Here is a 22,925-nt window from a genome sequence, read left to right on the forward strand (position 1 = left end):
GTGCGACGACCGGACATTCGGAACCGGACTGAAGAACGGGCAATGACGAGAGAGCCTGTTCGCTGCGCTGATTCCAGGATCTCGATGGACGCTTGCCGTGTTCATCCGGACGCAGATATCTAGTTTCCAGTTGCGACTTCGAGAAACAGCGCCATGCGGATCAGCTCGGAGAGACTTTTCGCTTCCATCTTCGACATCACATTGGAGCGGTGGATTTCCACGGTGCGGATGCTGATGTTCAGCTCATGGGCAATCATCTTGTTGGCTTTTCCAGCAACGAGGCCGTCGAGCACCTGGCGCTCCCGTTGCGACAGCGATTGCAGACGAGCCTGCGTCCGAAGCAGTTCCTGGTTCTTACGGACGCTCTTCTCGTCGCATACCAGAGCGAAGCGCACGACCTCCAGAAACCGGTCTTCCCGGAAGGGCTTCTCGAGGAAGTCGATCGCACCTGCTTTCATCGCCTCGACGGCAAGAGGAATGTCGGCATGACCCGTCATAACGACGACCGGAACATTGAGCCCGCGACTGTGGAGACGCCGGATGAACTCCAGACCATCGACGCCAGGCATCCGAACATCTGTAACGATACAGCATCGGCCTGGATCTTGAACCTCGTCGAGAAACGATTTCGCGGAGTCGTAAAGACGAACGTTCAGGCCAGCCGATACCAGCAGAAACGAGAGAGCTTTGCGAACTCCAACGTCATCATCCACCACATACACGATCGGCGTGTTCGACACTGGCCATGTCCTCCTTGTCGACAGTTCTAAGAGTGAAATGGAAGGTTGTTCCCTCGCCGGGGGTTGATTCCGCCCAGATCTTGCCCCCGTGCGACTCGACAATCGTTCGGCTGATCGAGAGGCCGACCCCCATGCCACTCTGTTTCGTGGTCGTAAACGGCTTGAACAGGTTCTTCAAGATCTCCGGCGCAATACCCGATCCGGTGTCCTGAACGCTGATTTGAACGAGAGATTCGGAGTGTAGGGCTCTGGCCCTGATCGTCAGCTCACGCAGGCTCACGTCCTGCATCGCTTCAATGGCGTTGCGGATGAGATTGAGCAGAACCTGCTGGATCTGGACACGGTTCACGAAGACCAGCGGGTTTTCGGACGGGAAATCAAACTCGACCTTGATCTCCTTCTCCTTGGCTCCCACCAAAGCCAAGGCGCTGGCTTCCTCGACAAGTCGCTGCAAACCTTCAATCTGGTGTTCACTGCCTCCCCGAGCGACGAACTCGCGCAACTGCCGGATGACCTCGCCCGCGCGTAAAGCCTCTTCGGCCGCTTCATTCACAGCATGCCGGACAAGAGCAACCTTGTCGCCCTCGATGTTACTCAGGATCATCCCACAGCCTTTGAGATAGCTGGTGATGGCCGTCAGAGGTTGATTGATTTCATGGGCCAGCGTCGATCCCATCTCACCCAATGCTGTGAAACGAGACATATAGGCAAGCTCGGATTGCAGTTCCTGCATCCTTGTCTCGGTCCGTTGGCGCTCGGTCAGGTCACGAATGAAGGCCGTGAAAAAACGCTCACCATCGGCTTCCATCTCGCCAACCTGAACTTCCATGGGAAAGGTCGAGCCGTCCTTTCGCTGAGCCACGGCCACACGGCCGCTCCCGATGATGCGGCGCTCTCCTGTATCACGGTACCGACGGATGTAGCCATCATGCTGCTCCCTGTAGGGGAGGGGCATCAAAAATTTGACACTTGTTCCGATGACTTCTTCCGGACGGTAGCCAAACATGCGGACAGCCGTGGCACTGAAGGAGCGGATAATGCCGCTCTCATCGGCAACGATCATAGCATCCGGAACGGTTTCAAGAATGGATCTCAGGTGAGCCTCTCTCGTTCGTAGCCGCTCCTCGCTGGACAGCAGGGCATTCTCCGCAAGCTTGCGCTCCGTGATGTCCTGGATCGTACCGATCTTACGAACAGGCCGGCCATTCTCATCGATCATCGTGCGACCGATGGCTGTGACCCAGCGCTCGTTCCCCGTATCGGCACGAATGACCCGGAAGGTGCCGCTATAGGTCAAGCTGGTGTCAGGTCCACTGCCATAGAAAGTCGTTTCCATTTGCGCGCGGTCGTCCGGGTGAACACAGCCGAGAACAACGTCGCGGGTGATTTCGGCATCTGGTGGCAAGCCCAAGATCTGGCACGCCTCCGGTGTCCATTGACGCCGGCCGGTGACAAGGTCTTGGTCCCAGATGCCGAGAGCCGTCGTTTCAATGGCCAAGCGTAAGCGTTCCTCGCTGCTGCGAAGCTTCATTTCCGCGAGCCGCTGGTCATGGATGTCAGTAACCGTGCCGACCCACTCGACGACATGTCCATCTTCATTCAGAAGCGGGACGGCTCTCATCAGCACCCATCGATACATCCCATCCGAATGTCGAACACGATATTCGAAGACGCGTGGCTCGTCCGAGGTCCGAACCACCTGCCATTGGCTTTGCAACTTCTCCCGATCATCTGGGTGGACGGCCTCCAGGAACCCGTAGCCGGTGTAATCCCCCTTGGCTTGACCACTGAATGCTTCCCAACCCCACACCTTCGTGATCAAACCGTCCGTCGTTGCGCGCCAGACAATGGCGGCACTCGCTTCGATCAGAGCCCGATACTGCTCCTCGCTTCGACGAAGTCGCTCGGCTGCTGCCCTCTGTTCATGAATGTCAGCGACCGTACCAACCCATTCCTGCACGACACCATCGAGATCCCGAAGGGGAACGGCTCTCGTCAGAACCCAGCGATACTCGCCGTTCGGCTCACCGACACGATACTCGATCGTGCCGGCTTTCTCGGATGCAAGCGTCTCCAGCCAAGCCGACGTGACGCGTGCGCGATCCTCAGGGTGGACATTCTCAAGCCAGGCAAAATCCGTGAGGTCGTTCAGGAATTGGCCGTCAGGGGCTCCCCAACCTAAGGCCCCGTCAATGATCGAACCAGTTGGTGAGGCTCGCCAGACCACTGCCGCGCTTGCTTCGATGAGAGCTCGGTATCGCTCCTCCTGAGTTCTCAGAGCCGCTTCTGCGGCCATGAAGCGGCTGACATCACGGGATGTCAGGACATAGTTACATATGTTCCCGGATCCGTCCTCGACAGCGTCGATGGTTATCCTGCAAAGGAGATGGCCACCTCTCTTGGTCGTGCAGCGGGCCTGATCTCCATAATGTCCGAGTTTCTTGGCTACTCGGAAGCCTTCAAGCGCCTTGTCTCGGCTGACTGCATCGGGCGGGTACAATATCGAAAAGTGTCGCCCCAGAGCCTCCAGAGACGCCCAGCCATAGATATGCTCCGCACCCTGATTCCAGGATACGATATTCCCTGTCATATCCAGTGTGATCAGAGCAAAGTCGCGAATCGAATGCAGCACGCGATCAGCATCCGCAATCGGTCGCACCTCTCGACCTGAGCGCGTATCGAATCCGTTTGTTAACGCAGAAGTATGAGTCATTACCCCCCAACCCATGTGCTGCGTTGCATGCAGGAACGAAGTCTAGCGGCGCAGAAGCGCCGTGACTAGTAATAGTGATATGCCCGTTCGGCAATGAAAGTCATCGGTGCGATGACACGAATGCCGCGTCATCAGCAATCGAAAAAGCATAGGACGCTGTTGCGACATTATCGCGCCGGCGTCTCAAGAACCGCTCTCCGTTGTAAAGTTACAACGTGCAACAACAGTCAGTTCGGTTGTCGCACTCTTTGAGAAGCCATGGTCGGCTCCTTCGGAATTCGGACTGAAACCATGGACTCAAGGAACTGTCGTCACGCCGGCAAGTCAGCCTCATGCAAGGTTGGAAGGTTAAACGCCTCTTTACAATACTTGCCTGGAGACCTCTGTGACGGCACCTGTCTATCTGTTCGACTTGGCATCGCGACAGGCCCAGTGGCTAGCCGCTCGCCAAACGACTATTTCCGGAAACGTTGCCAACGCCAACACTCCCGGCTACCGCGCCAGGGATGTCGAGCCGTTCGCCGACGTTCTGGATAAAACCAAACTGGCGATGGCCGCAACGAATACCAGTCATATTGGCTTTACTCCCTCCAAGGCGGAAGCCAGCAAAGTCAAGAAGGCCGACAGCTGGGACACGGTTTATTCCAAGAATTCCGTCAGCGTCGAGCAGGAACTGATCAAGGCCGGTGAGGTCAATCGGCAGCATTCACTGAACACAAGCATCGTCAAGTCATTCCACAGAATGCTGATGTCGAGCGTGAGGACTTCGTAATGATCGATCCCCTGGTTGCATCAGGCAAATTATCGAGCTCGGGTCTGGAGGCGCAGTCTGCCCGCCTCCGTGTGATCTCCGAGAACATCGCGAATGCCCAATCCACCGGCCGCACGCCGGGGGCGGATCCCTATACCCGCAAGACCATCACCTTCAAGTCCGAACTCGACCGCACTCTTGGAGCGGCCTCGGTCACGGTCAAAGACGTGGGGCAGGATGAGTCCGCGTTTCCGGTCGAGTACGATCCGGGCAACCCAGCTGCGGATGAGAACGGCATGGTCAAAAAGCCCAACGTCAACATGCTGATCGAGATGGCGGACATGAGGGAGGCCAATCGATCCTATCAGGCAAACCTGCAGATGATGAAGCAGGCCAGAGCCATGATCTCTGCAACAATCGATCTCATGAGAGGCTGATATGGTCAGTGCAGTTTCCTCAATCTCCTCGATGATCGACCGTCCCGCGGCGGTCGCTGCGATCCCCACCTTCGGGGCGCCCCCGGCCGCGGGAGCGGTGTCAGGCGCGTCCCAGGCAAGCTTCAGCGAAACGATGGCTCAAGTGGCGACCTCGGCGGTCGATACCATGAAGGCTGGCGAGGCCGCATCCATCGCCGGGATCCAAGGCAAAGCCTCGGTGCAGCAAGTCGTTGAAGCCGTCATGTCGGCCGAGCAGACCCTTCAGACGGCCATTGCCATCCGCGACAAGGTGGTTGCGGCATATCAAGAAATTGCCCGGATGGCGATTTAAGGAGATTCAGATGAGAGCGCTCGCAATCGCTGCAACAGGCATGAATGCACAGCAGCTGAATGTCGAAGTCATTGCAAACAATATCTCAAACGTGAACACCACCGCCTTCAAAGGAGCTCGGGCTGAGTTTACGGATCTGCTCTATCAAACCGAGCGTTCCCAAGCCATTCCGAACCAGGCAGGCTCAAGCCCGGTGCCGGAGGGAGCAATGCTGGGCCTTGGCGTGAAGACCGCAGCTATCCGTAATCTGCATCGGCAGGGATCGCTGACGAATACGTCGAACCAGTTCGATCTCGCCCTCAACGGCCGCGGCTGGTTTCAGGTCAATGCCCCCAGCGGGGAAATCGTCTATACGCGAGCGGGATCGTTCAACAAGAACGGTGACGGGCAGCTCGTCACTCTCGACGGCTACACGCTTAACCCCCCGATCATTATTCCCGCGAACACGCTCGACGTTACCATCAACGAGTCCGGCGAGGTCTTCGCTAAGATCGACGGACAGGCCCAGCCGCAGAATCTTGGTCAGCTGACGCTTGCGAACTTTGCCAACGACGCCGGCCTGGAGCCGATCGGCAGCAATTACTATCGCGAGACCCTGGCGTCCGGCGCGCCGGCGACCGGCATTCCGTCCGATCCCGGTTTTGGCAAGATCCATCAGGGCTACCTTGAGGCTTCCAACGTTGATCCCATCAAGGAAATCACCAACCTGATCTCGGCCCAGCGCGCCTTCGAAATGAATTCGAAGGTGATCCAGGCTGCCGACGATATGGCGGGGACGGTTTCCAAGGGGATCCGCTAAGACAGGCGGCCGGGTGATAGTCTCATGAAGCATCTCTTCCACATCGCACTTTCGGTAGCCACCCTGGTTTCGGCGGGATCTCGGGCTGCCTTAGCTGAAGAGCGTATCCTCCCGGTGCCTTCAATCACGATCTATGCCGGCGACACGATCACCGAGTCGATGCTCAAGGATCGAACGTTTCCCGAAAACTATCGCTATCGGACGGCCGTCATTGAATCTCCCCGGGTCCTTGCAGGTAAGATGGCCCGCCGAACTCTTCTCCCTGGGGAGCCTATTCCGATGAATGCCGTCGACGATCCGAAGCTCGTAACGCGGGGTGTTCAAACCCAGATCGTTTTCGAAGAAGGCGGCCTGGCGATCATGGGAACCGGGATCCCGCTGCAATCGGGAACCTTGGGAGAGACGATCCAGGTCAAGAACGTCGACAGCGGCCGAATCATTACCGGCCGGGTCCAGCCCGACGGTCGAGTCCGAATCGGATTTTGATGATGCTACGCTCGATTCTTTTCCTTCTCGCTGTTCTCGTCTCCTTCCAGAGCCACGCTGCGACGCGCATCAAGGACGTGGCGGCCGTTCAGGGCGTGCGCGACAACCAGCTGATTGGCTATGGCCTCGTGATGGGTCTCCAGGGCACCGGCGATACGCTTCGCAATTCCCAATTCACGGAACAATCGCTGCAATCGATGCTGGACCGGATGGGCGTCAATGTCCGTGATATCAACCTGCGCACCCGCAACGTTGCGGCAGTCATCGTTACGGCCGACCTTCCTCCGTTCGTGGGCGCAGGATCCCGCATCGATGTGACGGTTACATCAATGGGGGATGCAACGTCCCTGAAGGGGGGCACTCTGATGCTCACGGCCCTGCAGGGTGGAGACGGACAGGTCTATGCCGTCGCCCAAGGAGCCATCGCCGTATCCGGTTTCTCCGCACAGGGCCAAGCGGAGACGCTGACTTCAGGGGTCGCGACCGCAGGGCGCATCCCGAACGGCGCCCTGATCGAGCGGGAAGTCCAAGGCGGGTTCAACACTGTCGGGCCGATGGCCTTCGAACTCAAAAACCCCGATTACAAGACCGCGACTCTCATCACCGATGCTATCAACCAATATGCCCAGCAGCGGTATGGTGCGCGCGTCGCGTCCCCTCGCGACTTCCGGACCGTCGTACTGCAGAAGCCGAAGAACGTCGCAGCGACACGGTTCATTGCTGAACTGGGGGATCTCGAGATCAGACCGGACACGCCGGCCCGGATCGTTGTGGATCAACGGACCGGAACGGTCGTGATCGGAAAGAATGTCCAGATCTCCACAGTGGCGATCACGCATGGTGCTTTGACGATCCGCGTGACGGAAACTCCGGAGGTATCGCAGCCGGACCCATTCTCGATGGGCCAGACTGTCGTCGTACCTCGCACCCAGATCACGGCCGCGGAGGAGAGGGTGCCCCTTGCCATCGTACGAGGAGCGGATCTGCAGACCCTCGTCAAAGGCCTCAATCAAATGGGTCTCAAGCCTTCCGACGTCATCGCTATTCTCCAGGCCGTGAAGACGGCTGGGGCACTGCAAGCAGAACTGGTGATCCAATGACCGAATCGACGATCATCAAGGCGTTTCAGCCGATGGCGCTCGCCGCCTGCATGCTCGCCGGAGCAGCACTCTATCAGGCGGCCTGGGCGCAGGACGCGAAGCCGGATGCCAAGAACAACCAGTACTGCGCCAACATTGCCGATGCCGCGTCGGACGCTCGCTTTGCACTTCAGAAGCAGGCGCTCGCCGACATGGAGAAGGAGATCGAGAGCCGCATCAAGGTTCTGGAATCCAAGCGCGCCGAATACGAAGAGTGGCTCAGGCGCCGTAACGAAGTTCTAGAGAAGGCCGATGAGACCATCGTCCTGATCTATTCGCGCATGCGCCCCGATGCCGCTGCATTGCAGCTCACCAACATGGATGAGGAAATCGCTGCGGCCGTCATCGCCAAGCTCAATCCACGGGTGGCAAGCGCCGTCCTGAACGAAATGGAACCTGGACGGGCGGCTCAATTGGCTAATGTCATCACCGATGCCCCGAAGCGGGACAAGAACACCGTGAGGCAGAATTGAAACACATCATCTTGATTGTCGGCCTGTGTTTCCTCGGTGCCTGCGCAACGAGGCCCGAGGAAATTGGACGTGAGCCGGTCATGACACCCGTCGGTTCGGGAATCGCGGTCGACCGTGAGCCGCTTCCTCATCTGTTCAAGGCGGGCGGCAGGTCTGCGGCGAACTCGACCTGGAGCAATGCCAGCGCGGATCTCTTTACGAGTCCGCGAGCCAGGCAGGTCGGCGATATTGTCACGGTGAACATCCAGATCGACGATAAGGCCGAGTTCGACAATGCGAGCGATCGGTCAAGGAAGTCCTCGATCAGCGCCGGGCTGGATTACGCCTTCTCGTTCAAGGGATGGAACGCCGATGGAACCGGGGATTTCGGTGTCGACTCCTCGTCCTCGTCGAATGGGCAGGGCACGATCGACAGGTCCGAGAAGCTGCGCCTTTCCGTCGCTGCGGTCGTCAACGAGGTCCTGCCGAACGGAAATGTCGTGATCAGTGGATCTCAGGAAGTGCGCGTCAACTATGAGCTCCGCATCCTGAACATTGCCGGCATCGTGCGCCCGCGAGACATCTCGCCGAAGAATACGATCAGCTACGACAAGATTGCCGAGGCTCGGGTGTCCTATGGCGGCCGTGGACGCCTGATGGAAGTCCAGCAGCCCGCCTATGGACAGCAGATCTATGATGTCGTGGCGCCCTTCTAGACAGATCATCAAGACGAGAGAAGAATGGCCAAGGCCCTAGAACTTCCAGCGCCTTCCGGAAGCGCGCCGAGCAAAGAAGGATCGCTCCGATGGCTCCTGACGCTCGGCCTCCTGACGCTCCTGTCGGCCGCCATCGGTGGCGGATTCGGCTTGGTGATGGTGTCCGGCATCGAAAAGCAGGTTGAGGAAAAATATAAGGCCCTGCCGCACAAGGCGGAAGTCGTCAGCCCCTACACAGGAAACGTCGCAGTCAAGAAGCTCGCCCCAGTCGTCACCAACCTCGCCGGTTCGGAGACCGACTGGGTCCGGATCGAGGCGTCCATTGTCTACCAGCCGGGCGGTGACCATAACCCCGATATTCTTGTCGCCGAGGCCCGGCAGGACATGTTGTCCTATATCCGCACGATGTCATTGGCTCAGATCCAGGGTCCCAGCGGTCTTCTCCACCTGCGTGAAGACCTCAACGAACGCGCGAGACTGCGTTCGAAGGGAGCCATCCGGGAGCTGGTGCTCGAAACATTGATCGTTCAGTAATTTGCCGACATTGCTGCGCTCGCCCGCTCCCGGGTGACTGCCATCTGATTTCCTGAAAGATATAGTGATGCTCCGTCGTTTCATATTCGCCATAACGTTCCTCCTGGCGGCAACGAGCGCCCACGCTCAGATCGCAGGTCTGGAGGCCCTCCTTCCGCCTGGCGACGGCGCCGTCAGCGGCCGAATCATCCAGCTCGTCGTCCTCTTGACCGTGCTGTCCCTGGCGCCAGGTCTGCTGATCATGGTGACCAGCTTCACCCGGTTCGTGGTCGCCTTCTCGTTCCTGCGCTCGGGCCTGGGCCTCCAGAGCACACCTGCCAACATATTCCTGATCAGCTTATCCCTCTTCATGACCTTTTTCGTCATGGGGCCGACCTTCGACCGGGCCTGGAATGACGGAGTCAGGCCTTTGACGGAAAACCGCATCTCGGAAGCGGAGGCATTCACCAAGACGACGGAGCCCTTCCGCGACTTCATGCTGACCCATGTGCGGCCCAAGGATCTCCAGATGTTCAGCGATCTGGCTGCCGTCAATTATCCCAAGCCCGCCGAGGGTGAGAAGATCGACCTCCGAATCCTCATTCCCGCTTTCATGATCTCCGAGCTCCGGCGCGGTTTCGAGATCGGCTTCCTGATCGCATTGCCGTTTCTCGTGATCGACATGATCGTAGCAACACTGGTCATGTCGATGGGCATGATGATGATGCCTCCGACGGTTCTGGCTCTTCCGTTCAAAATCCTGTTCTTTGTCCTCATCGACGGCTGGAACATCCTCGTGAGCGGCTTGGTGCGCTCCTATTTCTGATCCCCGCCCGACTTCGCAGGACATAAATCCGCGCTGCGAGGCAAGGCTGGCAACCTTCGCACAAGGTTAACGAAGCACAAGTGATCTCGACACCTCTTATCAGTACCGAGATCCTCTATGCCTGGTCGTCAACACGCCGAAAGATTATGGAGTAGTTTAATGCTGCTGGGCGCGCGTCGCCTGGCTGCCTTAGCCGCAATCGGTCTTGCGGTTTTCCTGTCCGTGGGTATCGGCACCTATTACCTCAGCCGGCCTGCCCAAGAGACGCTCTACACGGGCCTTGACCGTGAGGATGTCGGACGCATGGGAGCTGTCCTGAAGGATGCCGGTATACCCTTCGACGTGAGCGCCGATGGAACGGCTCTCCTCGTCAGCTACGGCAATACAGCGCAGGCTCGGATGCTGCTGGCCGAGAAAGGGCTGCCGCACAGTACCAAGTCCGGTTACGAGCTCTTCAACGACCTCGGCTCGCTCGGGCTGACCTCCTTCATGCAGGAGGTCACCAAAGTGCGAGCCCTTGAAGGAGAGCTTGCCCGCACGATCCAGGGCATGAAGGGTATCAAGGCCGCGCGAGTTCATATTGTTCTGCCAGATCGTGGCTCGTTCCGCCGCGAGCAGCAGCCGCCATCCGCCTCCGTGGTCATCCGGACCGTACCGGCGGACGACGCATCGTCGGCTCAGGCGATCAGGCATCTCGTCGCCGCCGCCATTCCAGGCATGGCTGTCGACAAGGTCACCGTCATGAACACGGAGGGGACTCTCCTGATGTCCGGAGACGATGCGGCCAATGCATCGACCGGAAAAATGGCTCGCCTCGAGAAGAGCGTTGGTCTGGAAATCCAGGACAATGTGCGTCGCACCCTGGCTCCCTACCTCGGGACCGGCAACTTCGAAGTCAGCGTGGCTGCGCGCCTGAGCACGGACAAGATCAGCACGAATGAAACGATCTTCAATCCGGAGTCGAAAGTCGAGCGCTCCACCCGCACCATCAAGGAGACGGAAGTTTCGCAGAACAAGAGCGGCCAGAAGCCGACCACTGTTCAGCAGAATCTTCCCGAAGAGAATGTTCGGAGCGAGTCGGGCGACAGCTCGAGCGAAGACAACCAGCGCCGCGAAGAGCTGACGAACTACGAGATCTCCTCGAAGACAATCCAGACGATCAGCGACGGATATCAGATCAAGAACCTGTCCGTGGCCGTCCTGGTCAACAAATCCCGGATCGCATCGCTGCTGGGCGAGAATGCGACCCCGGCCGAAATGGATGCCAAGGTTGCGGAAATCGAGCAGCTCGTGTCCTCTGCTGCAGGATTCAGCAAACCTCGCGGCGATCAGATCAAGGTTGCTGCCGTCAGCTTCGTCGACGACAGCGGAATGCTTCAGCCCGTCCCTGGCCCGTCGCTTGCAGAGATCCTGATGCGTCAGTTCGGGACGGTCGTCAACGCACTGACCATCCTGGCCTTGTGCGCGATGATGATCTGGTTCGGACTGCGCCCGGCCGTTCGCATGCTCATGGCCCGTCACCAAGCCGAACTCGAGCTCCAGCGTGAGCAGGCGGCGGCACTGGCCGCGGCAGAGGCGGAGGAGGCTCTCGAGGCGAGCAAGGAGACTGCTCTGCAAATTGCATCCGATCTCGATGAACAGAATCTCATCGAGATGCCGAGGACTCCGCAGCGCAAGCTCGAGCAGATCATCGAACTGAGTGAGGAACAGGCTGCAGCCGTTCTCAAACAATGGCTCGGGCGGGAGGCTGCGTAATGGCCGGAACGCTAGCCAGCCTCTTGGCGGATTTCTCAAGTCCGGCCGCCGGCGACGTCTCGGGCATCAGCCTCTTGCGGACCGCGAAAGTAGCGCCCGAACCGGTTCCCGAACCGCAGCAGCCCGCTGTGGATCGACAGGCGGAGCTCGTGAGATCGGTAGAGGCAAGGATCAGAGCCGAGGAGAAAGAGACGGCCCGCAGGATGCTCGAGGATGCCATCGCGGCCGAGCGGGCCCGCCATGCAGAGCATATGGACGCTCAGCGAGCCCTCTGGACGGAGCAGCAGGCTCAGCAGCTGTCAGCTCGGATCTCAGAGGCGATCGACCACATCGATCTGAGCGTCTCGGAGCGGGTTGCAAATGTCCTCAGGCCCTTCGTATCGGAGGCCTATCGCCAGCAGACTCTCGCCGAGTTCAAGGATGTGCTCGCAGCCTTGCTCGCCGGGCGAGGTGAGAGGCTTTTGACGATCTCGGGACCGGACGATCTCCTTTCCGCCATGAAGCCCCATCTCGAAAGCTATGGGAGCTCGATCGAATTTGTTCCGAGCGACCAAATCGAGGTCAGCGCGACCGCTCAAGACACATTCGTTCAAACGCAGTTGAGTTCCTGGGCCTCGCGGCTGGCCCAGACGTTAGAGAGCTGATGACCGATGGCGAGTTCAGATAAGCAGGAGATCGTCATCGTTCGTCGGAACGATGACAGCGAGGATGTCGTCAAGGGAGGCGCCTGGAAGATCGCTCATGCGGACTTCATGACGGCCATGATGGCGTTCTTCCTCGTGATGTGGCTTATCAGCCTGACCGACGAGGAGACGCGAAGCGGTGTCGCCAACTACTTCAATCCCGTTCAACTGGCCCAGTCGACTCCAAACAAGAAAGGGCTCGACGATCCGCAGACTGTGCCGCCCGACAACGAAACGGACAATACGAAGGACGGCAAGGAGAAGGGAAGCGGCGAGGGAACGGGAGGAAAGTCGCACCAGCTGCGAAAGCCCCGCTTCAAAGAGGGCGCGCTCTTCCAGGATCCCTATGCCGTTCTTGCCAAGATCGCCGACGAGGTCGAAGTGAACCCCCATGACACACTGGGTGCGGACGTCACCCCGGGTGAGAGCGATGTGCCGGGCCTCAAGGCGGGCGAGGCTTTTAGGGATCCCTTCGACCCGCTCTACTGGCAAGTGGCTCCGGTTGACGAGCTGAAGACTGACACGCCTTCAAAGCCGGGCACCGCAGCTCCGGCTCCTTCGAAGGCCGTCATGGATGCGGTTGCGGCTTTGAGCCAGAAGCCCGCCACGGGCGGCCGCCCTGATTCCAAGACTGCCGCCAAGCCATCGGCGTCAAACGAGGGAAGCGATATGCAGGCGAACGGGACCGCTTCCGACCCGGGAGCTCAGGCCTCCGATAGCGATGCCAGCGCAGCAACGGCCGCGGACATGAAGGCTGCTGAACTGAAACGAGAGATCCTCAAGGCCGTACAACCATCGAAGGATGCGACACCGCAGCCGCATATCGAGGTTCGCCGGACCGGCGCGGGAACTCTGATCAGCCTGACCGATGACTTCGACTTCACGATGTTTGCCGTCGGCTCGGCCGAACCGCATGCAAAGGTCGTGCGGGCCATGGCCGAGATTGCGAGGATCCTGCAGTCCCGTCCGGGCAAAATCGTGATTCGCGGTCATACGGATGCTCGTCCGTTCAAGTCTGCCACCTACGACAACTGGCGGCTGTCCCAGGCGCGAGCTCAGATGGCGCTGTACATGCTTGTTCGAGGTGGGCTGAGCGAGCGCAGGATCGTGCGGGTCGAGGGGCATGCGGATCGGGATCCCAAAGTTCCGAATAATCCGAATGCCGATCAGAATCGCCGCGTCGAGATCCTTCTGCAGGAGTGATCCCGTTGAAACGTCTTTCACTGCCCCTCATTGCGATCTCCTGGCTCTTCGCAGCCGATGCGGCAATGGGTGAGAACGTGGCCCCATCCGAGGCGACAGTCGAACAGAGTGCACCGTCCTCGACGGTTCCCAGTCCGGTGCAGCTCGTGCGAACGCTGCATCTGATGCAGGATCAGATTGCGATAGGCTCCACGGAGGCCCATCTCGGGCAACGCGGTCTGCTGGAAATTCTGGACACCAGATTCATGAATCTGGAACCCGAAACCTGGCAGTCGGGCAAGAATGTCCGAGCGGCAGTGTCTTTCGTCCTGAGTGGCGGAAATCCCGGCATCCTGAGAAAGCTCCTGGATCTGGGCTCCGCAGCGATCACAGAGAACGACAGGCCCTTGATCGAGGGCGCGCTCGCCTATGTCGAGGGCAGGGAGGAGGCCGCGCAGAACTCACTCGTGTCCCTGGATCCTCATTCCCTTCCGCCCACCCTCGGGGCGCAGCTGGCACTCGTGCAGGCAGCGCTCATGGTCCGGAAGAACGTTGCGAAATCGGACGAGCTACTGGATTTTGTCCGGCTCCAGGCACCCGGCACGCTCCTTGAGGAGGCGGCCCTGCGCAGGCAAGTCTTTGTGGCAAGTCAGACGAACAACATGGCGAAGTTCCAGTCGCTCGCGACTGACTATCTGCGGCGCTACCGGCATTCGATCTATGCCGGCAACTTCCGACAGCGATTGGCTTCAGCGCTCACGCGGGTCGATTTCGGAAAGGAAGCCTCCCGGTTTGACGGCGCGGTTGCGATGATGTCGGAACTCGAGCCAGACGCACGGCGCGACCTCTATCTCTTGGCAGCGCGATCGTCCATCGAACAGGGATTCACGACCTCGGCCCGGATGATGGCGGATAAGGCACAGGAACTGGTAGGATCGGACAAGGTCAGTGCTGCAAGAGCAAATCTCTACCGGGCAGCATCGTTGATCACGTCACCTCAAGCTATCGATGGTGCCGTCAATGATCTTCATGGCATTGATCAGTCCCTTCTTGCGGAGAGCGACGTCGACCTGCTGAAATCCGCCCTCGCGATGGCTGCCGAGATACGCAAAGTACCCGAAGTTCGATCCGCGCAGGGAGGAGCAACGAAGCCGATACAGGCCACGCTCACTGTCGAAGGATCGCAGGCCAGTCCTGATTCCGCGCAAGGGCTGGAAAAGCTTCAGGCGCTATCTAAGGCACGTGACGCCTTAAGTCGCGTCGATAGACTGATCAAGAATTAAGCGTGTAAGAGCCCATGAGCCGATTAGATCTATTATCGCAGGCAACACCTAGGCTTGTGGACGCCCAGTCGCGCAATCCAGCCACCGTCATGGATGCACAGGACGGTGCTGGAACCGCTCAGTCATCCGACTTCGCCTCACTGCTGGACGGGTTCTCTGGTCGTCCGCAGCGAGAGGGACTGGTGATCTCCGAAGAGACTGGGCTCTCAAACAGCGAGCCGGACAAGGCTGATTCCGAAGTGAATGCGGGAACCGACCCGCTACAGGCGCTCCTTCCTGAGGTAACGACCAGCGGTAACTCTACGGGCAGTCCGGTTCTTCCGTCTGGAATTCCCGCGATGTCGCTTCTCGAGAGCATCCTTCCCCGGATACTGGCGAGAACAGCCGCGGAAGGACATCCCGACGCGGGGCAGCCAGGTGCATCGTCTGCATCCCCCTATCTTGCAATGTCGCCACAAGAGACGGACGAGCTGAGCTCGACGACAACGGGGTCCGCGTCAAAGCTCTCGATCGCAGTTCAGAACCAGGAAACCCATTTCAGACCTATCGTTGAAGGACTGAACGATGCTTCGCTCGAGGCAGAAGCCGCAGCGCCTCGCGAAGAGCTCGATCTCACCACGGGCGCTCCGCTGATCGGGAAGTCCAAGGGGGCAGCTGTGAAGAGCCCGCACCCGGACGCCACTGCAGGAGCCGCCCAAGGTTCGAGCGGTCTGACCGGCGCAGTGAATGCCGCCAAAGAGCAAGAGGACGACGTCGTCAGACGCGGATCCTTCGATCGTGCTCCCGATCATGCCGAGCTGCAGAAGCAGTCGTCCATCGGAGCGGCGAAAGCCGAGGCTCCGTCTCTCCCGCCCTCGACGCTTCAGCATCTCGCCAAGTCCATCGTCGATGACGCCAAGAGCGTGTCGGAACCCCAAGCACCAACCTTCCAACAGAACGGATTGAACCGGGTCGCCACCGCGAGAGCGTCTGCTGGCGTCCTGCGGGTCCTGGATCTTCAGCTGAAGCCGGCGGAGCTCGGCCTGGTGACGATCAGGATGCGGCTTGCCGGCGACAGCATCGAGATGGAAATCCAGGCCCAGAACGACGAAACCGTAGACCTTCTGCGCCATGACGCGGAGAAGCTGTCGAACCTCCTGAGAGCGTCCGGCTACCGTCCCGACGTGATCACCATTCAATCCACCGAAGCTTCCTCCCATGACCGCGCCTCGTTCCAACGTCCTCCTCAAGGCAATCAGACACAGGGACAGTCTTTTGACCAAGGTGCGGGAGCAGGGCAGGGCAATTCACCCCGTCACCAGGATAACCGCCATGCCGGTGGCAGGCTGGACCTCCCTAACGACGGGAAAGATGCGTCGAACCCTGGCAGCAGCCGTACTGGCGGGATCTACCTTTAGTCCGGGTGCTGTGCTGCCCGCCCTCGCGCAGTCACCGTCCGGCCTGTGTGAGCGGGAGATGATGCGAGCCGCGTCCAAGTACGGGGTCCCGTTGGGCATGCTCTACTCCGTCGGCCTCACCGAAACGGGTCGGCGCGGCAGCCTGCAGCCCTATGCCATGAACGTTGAAGGAAAGGCTGTCTTCTCGAACACCGCGGCCGAGGCGACGCAACGCTTCGAGGAAGCCAGCCGAGGTGGAGCGAGGCTCATCGATCTTGGCTGCATGCAGATCAACCATCTCTACCACCGCGAGAATTTCCCGTCGCTTGAGAGCATGTTGAACCCACGCACCAACGTCGAGTACGCCGCACGCTTTCTGCGCGAACTCAAGGCACGGCACGAGACATGGACGATGGCCGTCGCCCGCTATCATGCCGGGCCAAACAATGACCCGGCCCAAAAGCGCTACGTGTGCCGGGTGATCGCCAATATGGTGGCGACCGGATTCGGTCAATGGACGCCCGGAGCCCGGACCTTCTGTGCGGATGCCCCGGGCCTGAGCGCCGGACAGACCGCCTCAGACGGCTGATGCGCCGAGCCTCCCTTATCAAGGCGTCCTGTCATACAACCTCGGACACCAGACCGACAATTGTGCCGATGCGGGCCCCTGCCCTCGCACTGGCGCTAACGCGTCATGCGGATTTCGGAGCCGGTACCATTCAAGTGTCCGGCAAGTGCGGCCTCGGCTCCCGCCAACCGGGCAACCGGCTGGCCGCGTGAGAAGAGGATCACCTGGTTGTCACGGAAACTCCAGCCATTGACACTTCGCATGCCCTCGTGGGCGCATCCTTGCGTCGATGCCCTGTAAAGATCCAGGGATGGGACGCTCGACAGCTGCACCTTGCAGGTGGATGCGTCGACACTGGCCTTCCAGGCGCCCGCGTAGGAAGAGGCGCGCTGCGGAGCGGCGAAAACCCCTGGTGGACTGGACGTGGAACCGGCAGAACTTTGGCCGGTCGAGACAGGAGCGCTGCTCGACGGAGCCGGCTCCACCGGAACCGGGCTGCCGGAGGGCTCTAGGGTGCCAACGACCGGCGCCGAGGCAGGAGGGTCCATATCGATTTCGAGTTGAACGTCTTGAGACCGTGCCGGACGCACGACATCGAGCTCCGGAATCCTGGTCGCGACCGTGGCAGGCTCGGCGACCGCATAATAGGCTGGCCCGACGGCCTGTCGGCTCCAGGGCGCAGAATATTCCGGGTAGGTCGTGCGGCCGCGCGCCGTGCCCCACGGCCCGTGATCATACGACGCCCCCGTTCCGTTGCAGGCCGAGATCGTGCCTGCCACCGTCAGCAGAATTGTCGTCGTCAAGACTTTGCGCTGCATCGCACTGGGATCAGCCATGGTCAATGGCGCAACGCGCCGGCAGGGCAATAGGAGGACTTGAACCGGGCCGGCAGGGGCCTCAGGCGGGCGGACGAGAGAATCATCTCGAAAGATGATGGGTTGAAGTCGGATTGGCAGATCGCCGTGTCCAGAAGCACTTCGCTGATTTGGACTCCGATGTCGTAGTTGCCGAAAATGATCTTGAAGAAGACGGTGACCGAGTCGTGCACGAACTCCATGTCGAGAACGACATGCTTTGCATCTTCCCGTTCGGCACTGACATGGGCGACGTAACCATATGACAGTGTCTCACCCTTGAAGTAGAGTTCCGCGGAGGATGTTACCATCTCGTCCATGTTGCCGTGCAGCTGATTGTCGGCATAAAAGCGGATGATCTCTGCGTCCGTCAGGCAGAAATCAGCGATGACGTCCTTGATATTGCACGCCAAAACCTCCTCGAAGGCTTGCATATCCCAATGCTCTCTCAGCGGAGCCGCAACTTCGACGGTGCGAAGGCTTCTCATTTAGACCTCGTGAGGATGTAGAATAGAATCTGGGCGACGGCCTTGTAGAAGTCGGGAGGAATCATTCGGTCGACTTCGACATGGTCGTACATGGACCTTGCCAGAGGCTTGTCTTCAATGACCGGGATGCCGCTATTCTCGGCAATCTCGCGGATTTTCAAGGCGATGAGATCCCTGCCCTTCGCGACGACAATCGGGGCGCTGGCTTCACTGCGTTCGTAGCGCATGGCAATCGCGAAGTGGGTCGGATTGGCGATCACGAACGTCGCCTTTGGCACCGCCGCCAGCATCCGCTTGCGGCTTCGGTCCTGCGCCAGGGAGCGCATCCGTGCCTTGACCATCGGATCGCCCTCCATCTGCTTGTACTCTTCCTTAACCTCCTGCTTGGTCATCTTCAGATCACTGTGCCACTTGAACCGAGCCCAGAGCAGGTCGGCGGCAACAAGAACGATCGTCGCGATGGCGATGGCCGAGACAAGACGCATGGCCATGGTCAACATCAGCTCCGGAAGAAGGGAGGGATCGGTGATCATGGCATTCAAAACCTTGTATTGCTCCGACTTCAGAAGCAGGAGGCTGACGAGCGTCATCGTTGCAAACTTGAACAATGACTTTGAAAATTCTACTAAACCTTGGCGTCCGAAGATCCGCTTCCAGCCGCTCACGGGCGATATTCTGTTCCATTGCGGTCTGATCCGCTCGGAGACAACGGACGGGACATTCTGCAATATCGATGCAGCGAGGCTGCAAGCGGCCAAGATGATGATTGCCGGGATCAGGAACTGACCAATCTCGAGGGCGACCGCGTGTATCAGCGCGGTCGCGTCCGAGCCCGAATCGAGACGGAAGTCCTGAGGGCGATTGACGAACAGCGAGAGCTTCTCCGTCAGGCTCCTCGTCGTGCTCCGGGTCGTGAACGCCAGAACGAGGAGGATCCCGACAAGGGAAGCGAACATGGGAGCTTCTCTCGAGAACGGGATATTCCCCTTCTCGATCGCGTCCCGAATTTTCTTATCGGAAGGCGCTTCTGTCTTGCTGTCCTTATCGTCCGTGTCAGACATGTTCCAAGGTTCGGCTGCGAGAGCATCGGACTCGAAGGGCAGGTACCGTTCCGGACCCGATGCTCAGATCTTGGGTGACGCATGGCGGAAAGTGAGGCGCCTCGCGGCGGGGAGATCCTCTCATAATCCTCGATGCTCTAGAAATAGGCCTCTTCCTCGGACTCCGAGTTGATGACGATCTCTCCTCGACCGGCCATCTCGAGAGCCAGGTCCGTGATGCTGCGCCGTGCATCTGCGATATCGCGATGTGCGGACGGCTCCTTGCTGTTGAGTTCGTGCTCGATCATACGGCGAACTCGCGACGAGAGAGCCGAGAGAACCACCTTGCGGAACTCGTCGTTCGTGCCCTTGAGGGCGAGCACGACGCGATCCGGCGGGACCTGATCGAACAGGGTCGTGCGATCCTTGGGCGTCAGTTTCACGATGTCGTCGAAGGTGAAGAGCAGGCCTCTGAGGATTTCTGCCGATTTCGGGCGAACGGTCGACAGGCTTGTCAGCACATCCTCCATGTGATCCCGTTCCATCTTGTTGATGATGTCGGCGATCTTCGCGTGAGTATCCGCACCAGCATTCTTCGAGAAGTTGGCCATGAAATCCTCATGAAGCGTCTTCTCGATGTTCTTCATCGTCTCATCGACGATCGGCTTCATGCTGAGCATCCGGCGCATGAGGTTGTTCCGCAGTGGCTGCGGCAGCTGCGTCATGACTTTCGCCGCGCAGGAGGGCTTCACCTTCGACAGGATCAGAGCCGCAGTCTGCGGATGCTCCTTCATCAGGTAGGATGCAATCGCACTTTCGCTGACGGTGGAGATTCGCTCCCAGATGCTTCGGTTGGCGTTTCCGACAACCTCGTTCATGATGCTGGCGATCTGCTCCGGACTCAGGATTCCCGTAAGCAGCTTCTCGATGTGTGCCGCACCGCCGACCAGGTCCGCTCCGTCAGAGAAATTCGACGCGAACTCTTCAACGAGCTGCTCGATCTGTGTCGGGGACACCGGCCCGAGCTGAGCGGCCGATTTGGTGACGAGACGAATCTCCTCTTCGTTGAAATGCTTGAGGATCCTGCTTGCTGCAGGCTTCCCCATGGCGAAGAGGAGGGTTGCGACGCGCTCGGGTCCTTTCAGAACCTTAGTGCCATTCGCCTTCATGGGAACGTGAGCGACCATGCCGTGAAGCCAACTTAGCCGTTAAGATCGTTGGTCGGAGGGCCGACGATTTCCGTCAGCGAGATGCCGAAGCGGGAGTTGTCGTCCTCGACGACAACGACTTCGCCCCGGGCGATGATGCGGCCGTTCACGACCACGTCGACCGGTTCGCCGACCCGATGGTCCAGCGGAACGATCGCACCTCGGCCGAGCTTCATCAAGTTGGCGACCGGCATCGTGGCGGAGCCGAGAACGACCTGAATGGTGACCGGAATGCGCAGGATCGAGTCGAGGTTCTTGCCGCCGCCCAGCTTTTCGTCCTGCAGAGCAGAACTTTCAAAAGCAGCGTCCTGCTGCCACACGGCTTTGTCCTGAGATTTGGGCTCGAAGGGGTTCGTCATGGGAATGGGCCTTATGGTTGCGATGCGCGGGCGAGGGATTGGGTCTGCTGGCGTGCGTCTTGCAGGAGGTGCTCGAGCTGGCTGGTGATCGCCTGGGCCTCCTCGATGCGTTTACCGAGCAGGACGAGCGTCTCCTTGCCTTCCGTGCCGAAGGTTGCAACGGCCCCCTGAGCCGCCATCAAGGCCGCGCCGGTCTTGTCGAAGATCTGCTGATACTCGGCATGGTACCGGTCGAGCCTCTTGAGCTTGCGATACATGACGGCGACCATGACGCTGGTCGTCACGAGGGCGAGGAAGAGGACGGCGTTAGCGAGGGAGGACATCATCGAGAAACTCTTTTTCCTGGTCGATGAGCTCATCGACCTTCAGAACGTAGGACCCTTCTGACTGGCCGATATGGCACCAGAAAAGACCCTGCTGATTGCTCTCAAGTTTGACGCGGCTGCGGGGGGTCGCCTGCAGTTCAATGACGTCTCCGATCTTGAGGTCGGCAATCTCTCCCAGGGAGAGGAACCGCTCCTCGAGAACGGCCTTGAGCGTAACCTCCGTCTTCTTCACCTCCGTGGCGATCTGCTTCATCCACCGGGGGTCACGACCCGATGATTCGCCGGTCACCACATGAGAGAGGGCTTTCCGCATCGGGTTGAGGACGGACTGCGGGATGATGACGAACATCTCGCCGCCGCGGTTGAGCGCCTGGAGAAGGAACTTCGCCGCCACCGCCTGATTGTTCCGCCGCCCGATGACCGCGAAGTCCATACGGGTCTCGATTCGCTCGAGCTTGAACTTCGTATCGACGATCAGGGAGAACGATGCCTGAAGAGCCTTCGCGACGTGCTCGAAAAGGGTCTGAGCCATCCGGAGTTCGATGCTCGAGAAGCCGCGCGCCTCCTCGACGGGAGGTTCGGAGCCGTCGGAGCCGAAGAGAACCTCCACCATCGTATAGATGAAGTCCCGGTCGAAGCCGATCAGGATGTGGCTGTCCCATTCCGGCGCATGGAAGATGCCCGCGACTGCGTTTGCCTCGTACATCTCCAGAATTTCGGTGATGCGACCGCTCTCAAGCCCGCTGAGCGAGTAGTACATGGGTGATGCTGCCAGGTGGCGCAGGTGCTCGGCGCAGCTGGTCGTCATGCGGTCGAAGATCACATGGAGCATCGGCAGGCGATCGAGGGAGAGGCCCGCTGCATCCAGAAGCATGTCGCGGATGTCGTTGGCGCTATGGGATCCGCTCATCATCACGCGGCCTCCTTCAGATCTTCGGAGCGGCCGCCGGTCGTCGTCGCGGTCTCAACTTCGTCGATGGTCGGCCGGTATTCCACGGAGATGCCCTTGCGGCCATGCTCCACGGCAATTTGCGGGAGAGCGCCGTTCATGTAGGCGATGAAGGCCTGCTTGACGATGACATAGACGCGGGTCTGCTTTTCCCGTGTCGCCTTCACCTTGTTCGCAAGTGGTGACAGGAAGGCATAGGAGATGAAGATGCCGCCGAATGTTCCGACAAGCGCCGAGGCAATCAGCCCACCCAGAATGGTCGGCGACTGATCGATGGCGCCGAGCGCCTTCACGATCCCGAGGACGGCAGCCACGATGCCGAGAGCGGGGAGAGCCTCCGACACGGTGTTGATCGAGTAATAAGGTTTCGTGCGATCACGCTTGAGGGTTGCAATCTCTTCTTCCATGAGAGCCTCGATTTCATGGGGACGCGCATTGCCGATGATGATCAGCCGGGCATAGTCGCAGATGAAGAGCGTGAGATCCTTATCCTTGAGGACGCCCGGAAAGGCCTTGAAGATCTCTGATTCTTCCGGCTGGTCGATATGGCCTTCCACCTCGTTCCGCGGCTTGTTCTTCAACTCCCGCATGAGGGCATAGAGGAGGCCGAGGATTGCAAGATAGTGATCTCTCTTCGGCACGGCCCCGGAGATGGCCTCACGCGCGGCCCGACCGGTATCCTTCACCAGGGGCATGGGATTTGCGATGATGAATGTGCCGATCGCGATCCCGCAGATGATCACGTATTCCCAAGGCTGCCAAATGACGGCCAGATGACCGCCCATGGCGACATAGCCGCTCACAAGCGAGCCGATGGCGACTGCCAGTCCGATCAAAACGCCCAAAGTCGCGGTCCTTTTATGAAAGTCCAACTTGTTGAGGATGTCTTAAACCCGGAGGCTTGCGCGAAGCTGGAAACCAGGGAGCAAGCCTCGTGCAAGGCTGTTCGAT

General features: G+C 59.5%; 26 protein-coding genes. 16 read left to right on the plus strand and 10 right to left on the minus strand.

Annotation, left to right across the window (positions count from 1 at the left end; all coding sequences use genetic code 11):
- Positions 1-119: 119 nt before the first annotated feature.
- Both fixJ and HPT29_RS28785 read right to left on the minus strand, forming a co-directional pair.
- Positions 120-740: a response regulator FixJ gene (gene fixJ, locus HPT29_RS03695; protein ID WP_173950046.1), complete on the minus strand. Its 621-nt coding sequence runs from the start codon at positions 738-740 to the stop codon at positions 120-122.
- Positions 706-3,453 carry a PAS domain-containing sensor histidine kinase gene (locus HPT29_RS28785; protein WP_173950047.1) on the minus strand — a complete coding sequence of 916 codons (2,748 nt, stop codon included), beginning with the start codon at positions 3,451-3,453 and terminating at the stop codon, positions 706-708. The genes fixJ and HPT29_RS28785 overlap by 35 nt, the downstream gene beginning before the upstream one ends.
- Positions 3,454-3,838: 385 nt before the next feature.
- Here HPT29_RS28785 and flgB point away from each other — a divergent pair, with 385 nt between their 5' ends.
- From flgB to HPT29_RS03785, 16 genes are all read left to right on the plus strand, one after another.
- Positions 3,839-4,225: a flagellar basal body rod protein FlgB gene (gene flgB / locus HPT29_RS03710; RefSeq protein ID WP_173950048.1), complete on the plus strand. Its 387-nt coding sequence runs from the start codon at positions 3,839-3,841 to the stop codon at positions 4,223-4,225.
- The gene (gene flgC / locus HPT29_RS03715) at positions 4,225-4,641 is read left to right on the plus strand and encodes a flagellar basal body rod protein FlgC (protein WP_173950049.1); all 417 of its coding nucleotides are present in this window, start codon (positions 4,225-4,227) and stop codon (positions 4,639-4,641) included. The genes flgB and flgC overlap by 1 nt, the downstream gene beginning before the upstream one ends.
- A 1-nt stretch (position 4,642) precedes the next feature.
- Positions 4,643-4,972: a flagellar hook-basal body complex protein FliE gene (gene fliE, locus HPT29_RS03720; protein ID WP_173950050.1), complete on the plus strand. Its 330-nt coding sequence runs from the start codon at positions 4,643-4,645 to the stop codon at positions 4,970-4,972.
- A gap of 10 nt (positions 4,973-4,982) precedes the next feature.
- Positions 4,983-5,771, plus strand: a complete 789-nt coding sequence (flgG, locus tag HPT29_RS03725; RefSeq protein ID WP_173950051.1) for a flagellar basal-body rod protein FlgG — start codon at positions 4,983-4,985, stop codon at positions 5,769-5,771.
- Between the two features lie 24 nt (positions 5,772-5,795).
- Positions 5,796-6,257, plus strand: coding sequence for a flagellar basal body P-ring formation chaperone FlgA (gene flgA / locus HPT29_RS03730; RefSeq protein WP_173950052.1), 462 nt, complete (start codon positions 5,796-5,798; stop codon positions 6,255-6,257).
- Positions 6,257-7,357: a flagellar basal body P-ring protein FlgI gene (flgI, locus tag HPT29_RS03735; RefSeq protein ID WP_432807274.1), complete on the plus strand. Its 1,101-nt coding sequence runs from the start codon at positions 6,257-6,259 to the stop codon at positions 7,355-7,357. Before flgA ends, flgI begins: the two co-directional genes overlap by 1 nt.
- Positions 7,358-7,389: 32 nt before the next feature.
- Positions 7,390-7,869, plus strand: a complete 480-nt coding sequence (locus HPT29_RS03740; protein ID WP_432807275.1) for a MotE family protein — start codon at positions 7,390-7,392, stop codon at positions 7,867-7,869.
- A complete protein-coding gene (gene flgH, locus HPT29_RS03745; RefSeq protein WP_173950055.1) occupies positions 7,866-8,564 on the plus strand; it encodes a flagellar basal body L-ring protein FlgH in 699 nt (232 codons plus the stop codon). The genes HPT29_RS03740 and flgH overlap by 4 nt, the downstream gene beginning before the upstream one ends.
- A gap of 24 nt (positions 8,565-8,588) precedes the next feature.
- Complete coding sequence (locus tag HPT29_RS03750; RefSeq protein WP_173950056.1) at positions 8,589-9,098, plus strand: flagellar basal body-associated FliL family protein; 510 nt, start codon at positions 8,589-8,591, stop codon at positions 9,096-9,098.
- A gap of 67 nt (positions 9,099-9,165) precedes the next feature.
- Positions 9,166-9,903, plus strand: a complete 738-nt coding sequence (fliP, locus tag HPT29_RS03755; RefSeq protein WP_173950057.1) for a flagellar type III secretion system pore protein FliP — start codon at positions 9,166-9,168, stop codon at positions 9,901-9,903.
- Between the two features lie 117 nt (positions 9,904-10,020).
- A complete protein-coding gene (gene fliF / locus HPT29_RS03760; RefSeq protein ID WP_173950058.1) occupies positions 10,021-11,658 on the plus strand; it encodes a flagellar basal-body MS-ring/collar protein FliF in 1,638 nt (545 codons plus the stop codon).
- Entirely contained in the window at positions 11,658-12,302 is a 645-nt protein-coding gene (locus HPT29_RS03765) for a hypothetical protein (protein ID WP_173950059.1), read from the plus strand. The genes fliF and HPT29_RS03765 overlap by 1 nt, the downstream gene beginning before the upstream one ends.
- A 6-nt stretch (positions 12,303-12,308) precedes the next feature.
- Positions 12,309-13,544, plus strand: a complete 1,236-nt coding sequence (locus HPT29_RS03770) for a MotB family protein (RefSeq protein ID WP_173950060.1) — start codon at positions 12,309-12,311, stop codon at positions 13,542-13,544.
- Positions 13,541-14,806 (plus strand): chemotaxis protein MotC, encoded by a 1,266-nt coding sequence (locus HPT29_RS03775; protein ID WP_259060465.1) that lies wholly within the window; start codon positions 13,541-13,543, stop codon positions 14,804-14,806. The genes HPT29_RS03770 and HPT29_RS03775 overlap by 4 nt, the downstream gene beginning before the upstream one ends.
- Positions 14,807-15,144: 338 nt before the next feature.
- Positions 15,145-16,203: a flagellar hook-length control protein FliK gene (locus tag HPT29_RS03780; protein ID WP_259060466.1), complete on the plus strand. Its 1,059-nt coding sequence runs from the start codon at positions 15,145-15,147 to the stop codon at positions 16,201-16,203.
- Positions 16,157-16,771, plus strand: coding sequence for a transglycosylase SLT domain-containing protein (locus tag HPT29_RS03785; protein WP_173950063.1), 615 nt, complete (start codon positions 16,157-16,159; stop codon positions 16,769-16,771). The genes HPT29_RS03780 and HPT29_RS03785 overlap by 47 nt, the downstream gene beginning before the upstream one ends.
- A gap of 95 nt (positions 16,772-16,866) precedes the next feature.
- On the opposite strand, the gene HPT29_RS03790 is transcribed toward HPT29_RS03785, so the two are convergent.
- From HPT29_RS03790 to motA, 8 genes are all read right to left on the minus strand, one after another.
- A complete protein-coding gene (locus HPT29_RS03790) occupies positions 16,867-17,553 on the minus strand; it encodes an AprI/Inh family metalloprotease inhibitor (RefSeq protein WP_173950064.1) in 687 nt (228 codons plus the stop codon).
- Between the two features lie 35 nt (positions 17,554-17,588).
- Entirely contained in the window at positions 17,589-18,092 is a 504-nt protein-coding gene (locus HPT29_RS03795) for a BspJ family T4SS effector nucleomodulin (RefSeq protein WP_210272464.1), read from the minus strand.
- Positions 18,089-19,153, minus strand: coding sequence for a flagellar biosynthesis protein FlhB (gene flhB / locus HPT29_RS03800; protein ID WP_173950066.1), 1,065 nt, complete (start codon positions 19,151-19,153; stop codon positions 18,089-18,091). Before flhB ends, HPT29_RS03795 begins: the two co-directional genes overlap by 4 nt.
- Before the next feature lie 137 nt (positions 19,154-19,290).
- Positions 19,291-20,319: a flagellar motor switch protein FliG gene (locus HPT29_RS03805; RefSeq protein ID WP_259060467.1), complete on the minus strand. Its 1,029-nt coding sequence runs from the start codon at positions 20,317-20,319 to the stop codon at positions 19,291-19,293.
- A 14-nt stretch (positions 20,320-20,333) separates the two neighbouring features.
- Positions 20,334-20,699: a flagellar motor switch protein FliN gene (gene fliN, locus HPT29_RS03810; protein WP_247654768.1), complete on the minus strand. Its 366-nt coding sequence runs from the start codon at positions 20,697-20,699 to the stop codon at positions 20,334-20,336.
- An 11-nt stretch (positions 20,700-20,710) separates the two neighbouring features.
- On the minus strand, positions 20,711-21,025 hold the full coding sequence (locus HPT29_RS03815; RefSeq protein WP_173950067.1) for a hypothetical protein: 315 nt from the start codon (positions 21,023-21,025) through the stop codon (positions 20,711-20,713).
- Complete coding sequence (locus tag HPT29_RS03820; RefSeq protein ID WP_173950068.1) at positions 21,006-21,938, minus strand: flagellar motor switch protein FliM; 933 nt, start codon at positions 21,936-21,938, stop codon at positions 21,006-21,008. Before HPT29_RS03820 ends, HPT29_RS03815 begins: the two co-directional genes overlap by 20 nt.
- Positions 21,938-22,819, minus strand: a complete 882-nt coding sequence (motA, locus tag HPT29_RS03825; RefSeq protein ID WP_173950069.1) for a flagellar motor stator protein MotA — start codon at positions 22,817-22,819, stop codon at positions 21,938-21,940. Before motA ends, HPT29_RS03820 begins: the two co-directional genes overlap by 1 nt.
- Positions 22,820-22,925 lie beyond the last annotated feature (106 nt).

The organism is Microvirga terrae (assembly GCF_013307435.2).
Classification (GTDB): domain Bacteria; phylum Pseudomonadota; class Alphaproteobacteria; order Rhizobiales; family Beijerinckiaceae; genus Microvirga; species Microvirga terrae.

What these genes read in the sequence shown, in the direction of transcription:
- HPT29_RS28785 (WP_173950047.1), bottom strand. Translation starts at nt 3,453, where the DNA reads ATGACTCATACTTCTGCGTTAACAAACGGATTCGATACGCGCTCAGGT.
- flgC (WP_173950049.1), top strand. Translation starts at nt 4,225, where the DNA reads ATGATCGATCCCCTGGTTGCATCAGGCAAATTATCGAGCTCGGGTCTG.
- fliE (WP_173950050.1), top strand. Translation starts at nt 4,643, where the DNA reads ATGGTCAGTGCAGTTTCCTCAATCTCCTCGATGATCGACCGTCCCGCG.
- flgG (WP_173950051.1), top strand. Translation starts at nt 4,983, where the DNA reads ATGAGAGCGCTCGCAATCGCTGCAACAGGCATGAATGCACAGCAGCTG.
- flgA (WP_173950052.1), top strand. Translation starts at nt 5,796, where the DNA reads ATGAAGCATCTCTTCCACATCGCACTTTCGGTAGCCACCCTGGTTTCG.
- flgI (WP_432807274.1), top strand. Translation starts at nt 6,257, where the DNA reads ATGATGCTACGCTCGATTCTTTTCCTTCTCGCTGTTCTCGTCTCCTTC.
- HPT29_RS03740 (WP_432807275.1), top strand. Translation starts at nt 7,390, where the DNA reads ATGGCGCTCGCCGCCTGCATGCTCGCCGGAGCAGCACTCTATCAGGCG.
- HPT29_RS03750 (WP_173950056.1), top strand. Translation starts at nt 8,589, where the DNA reads ATGGCCAAGGCCCTAGAACTTCCAGCGCCTTCCGGAAGCGCGCCGAGC.
- fliP (WP_173950057.1), top strand. Translation starts at nt 9,166, where the DNA reads ATGCTCCGTCGTTTCATATTCGCCATAACGTTCCTCCTGGCGGCAACG.
- fliF (WP_173950058.1), top strand. Translation starts at nt 10,021, where the DNA reads ATGCCTGGTCGTCAACACGCCGAAAGATTATGGAGTAGTTTAATGCTG.
- HPT29_RS03765 (WP_173950059.1), top strand. Translation starts at nt 11,658, where the DNA reads ATGGCCGGAACGCTAGCCAGCCTCTTGGCGGATTTCTCAAGTCCGGCC.
- HPT29_RS03770 (WP_173950060.1), top strand. Translation starts at nt 12,309, where the DNA reads ATGGCGAGTTCAGATAAGCAGGAGATCGTCATCGTTCGTCGGAACGAT.
- HPT29_RS03780 (WP_259060466.1), top strand. Translation starts at nt 15,145, where the DNA reads ATGTCGCTTCTCGAGAGCATCCTTCCCCGGATACTGGCGAGAACAGCC.
- HPT29_RS03785 (WP_173950063.1), top strand. Translation starts at nt 16,157, where the DNA reads ATGCGTCGAACCCTGGCAGCAGCCGTACTGGCGGGATCTACCTTTAGT.
- HPT29_RS03795 (WP_210272464.1), bottom strand. Translation starts at nt 18,092, where the DNA reads ATGAGAAGCCTTCGCACCGTCGAAGTTGCGGCTCCGCTGAGAGAGCAT.
- flhB (WP_173950066.1), bottom strand. Translation starts at nt 19,153, where the DNA reads ATGTCTGACACGGACGATAAGGACAGCAAGACAGAAGCGCCTTCCGAT.
- HPT29_RS03805 (WP_259060467.1), bottom strand. Translation starts at nt 20,319, where the DNA reads ATGGTCGCTCACGTTCCCATGAAGGCGAATGGCACTAAGGTTCTGAAA.
- fliN (WP_247654768.1), bottom strand. Translation starts at nt 20,699, where the DNA reads ATGACGAACCCCTTCGAGCCCAAATCTCAGGACAAAGCCGTGTGGCAG.
- HPT29_RS03815 (WP_173950067.1), bottom strand. Translation starts at nt 21,025, where the DNA reads ATGATGTCCTCCCTCGCTAACGCCGTCCTCTTCCTCGCCCTCGTGACG.
- HPT29_RS03820 (WP_173950068.1), bottom strand. Translation starts at nt 21,938, where the DNA reads ATGATGAGCGGATCCCATAGCGCCAACGACATCCGCGACATGCTTCTG.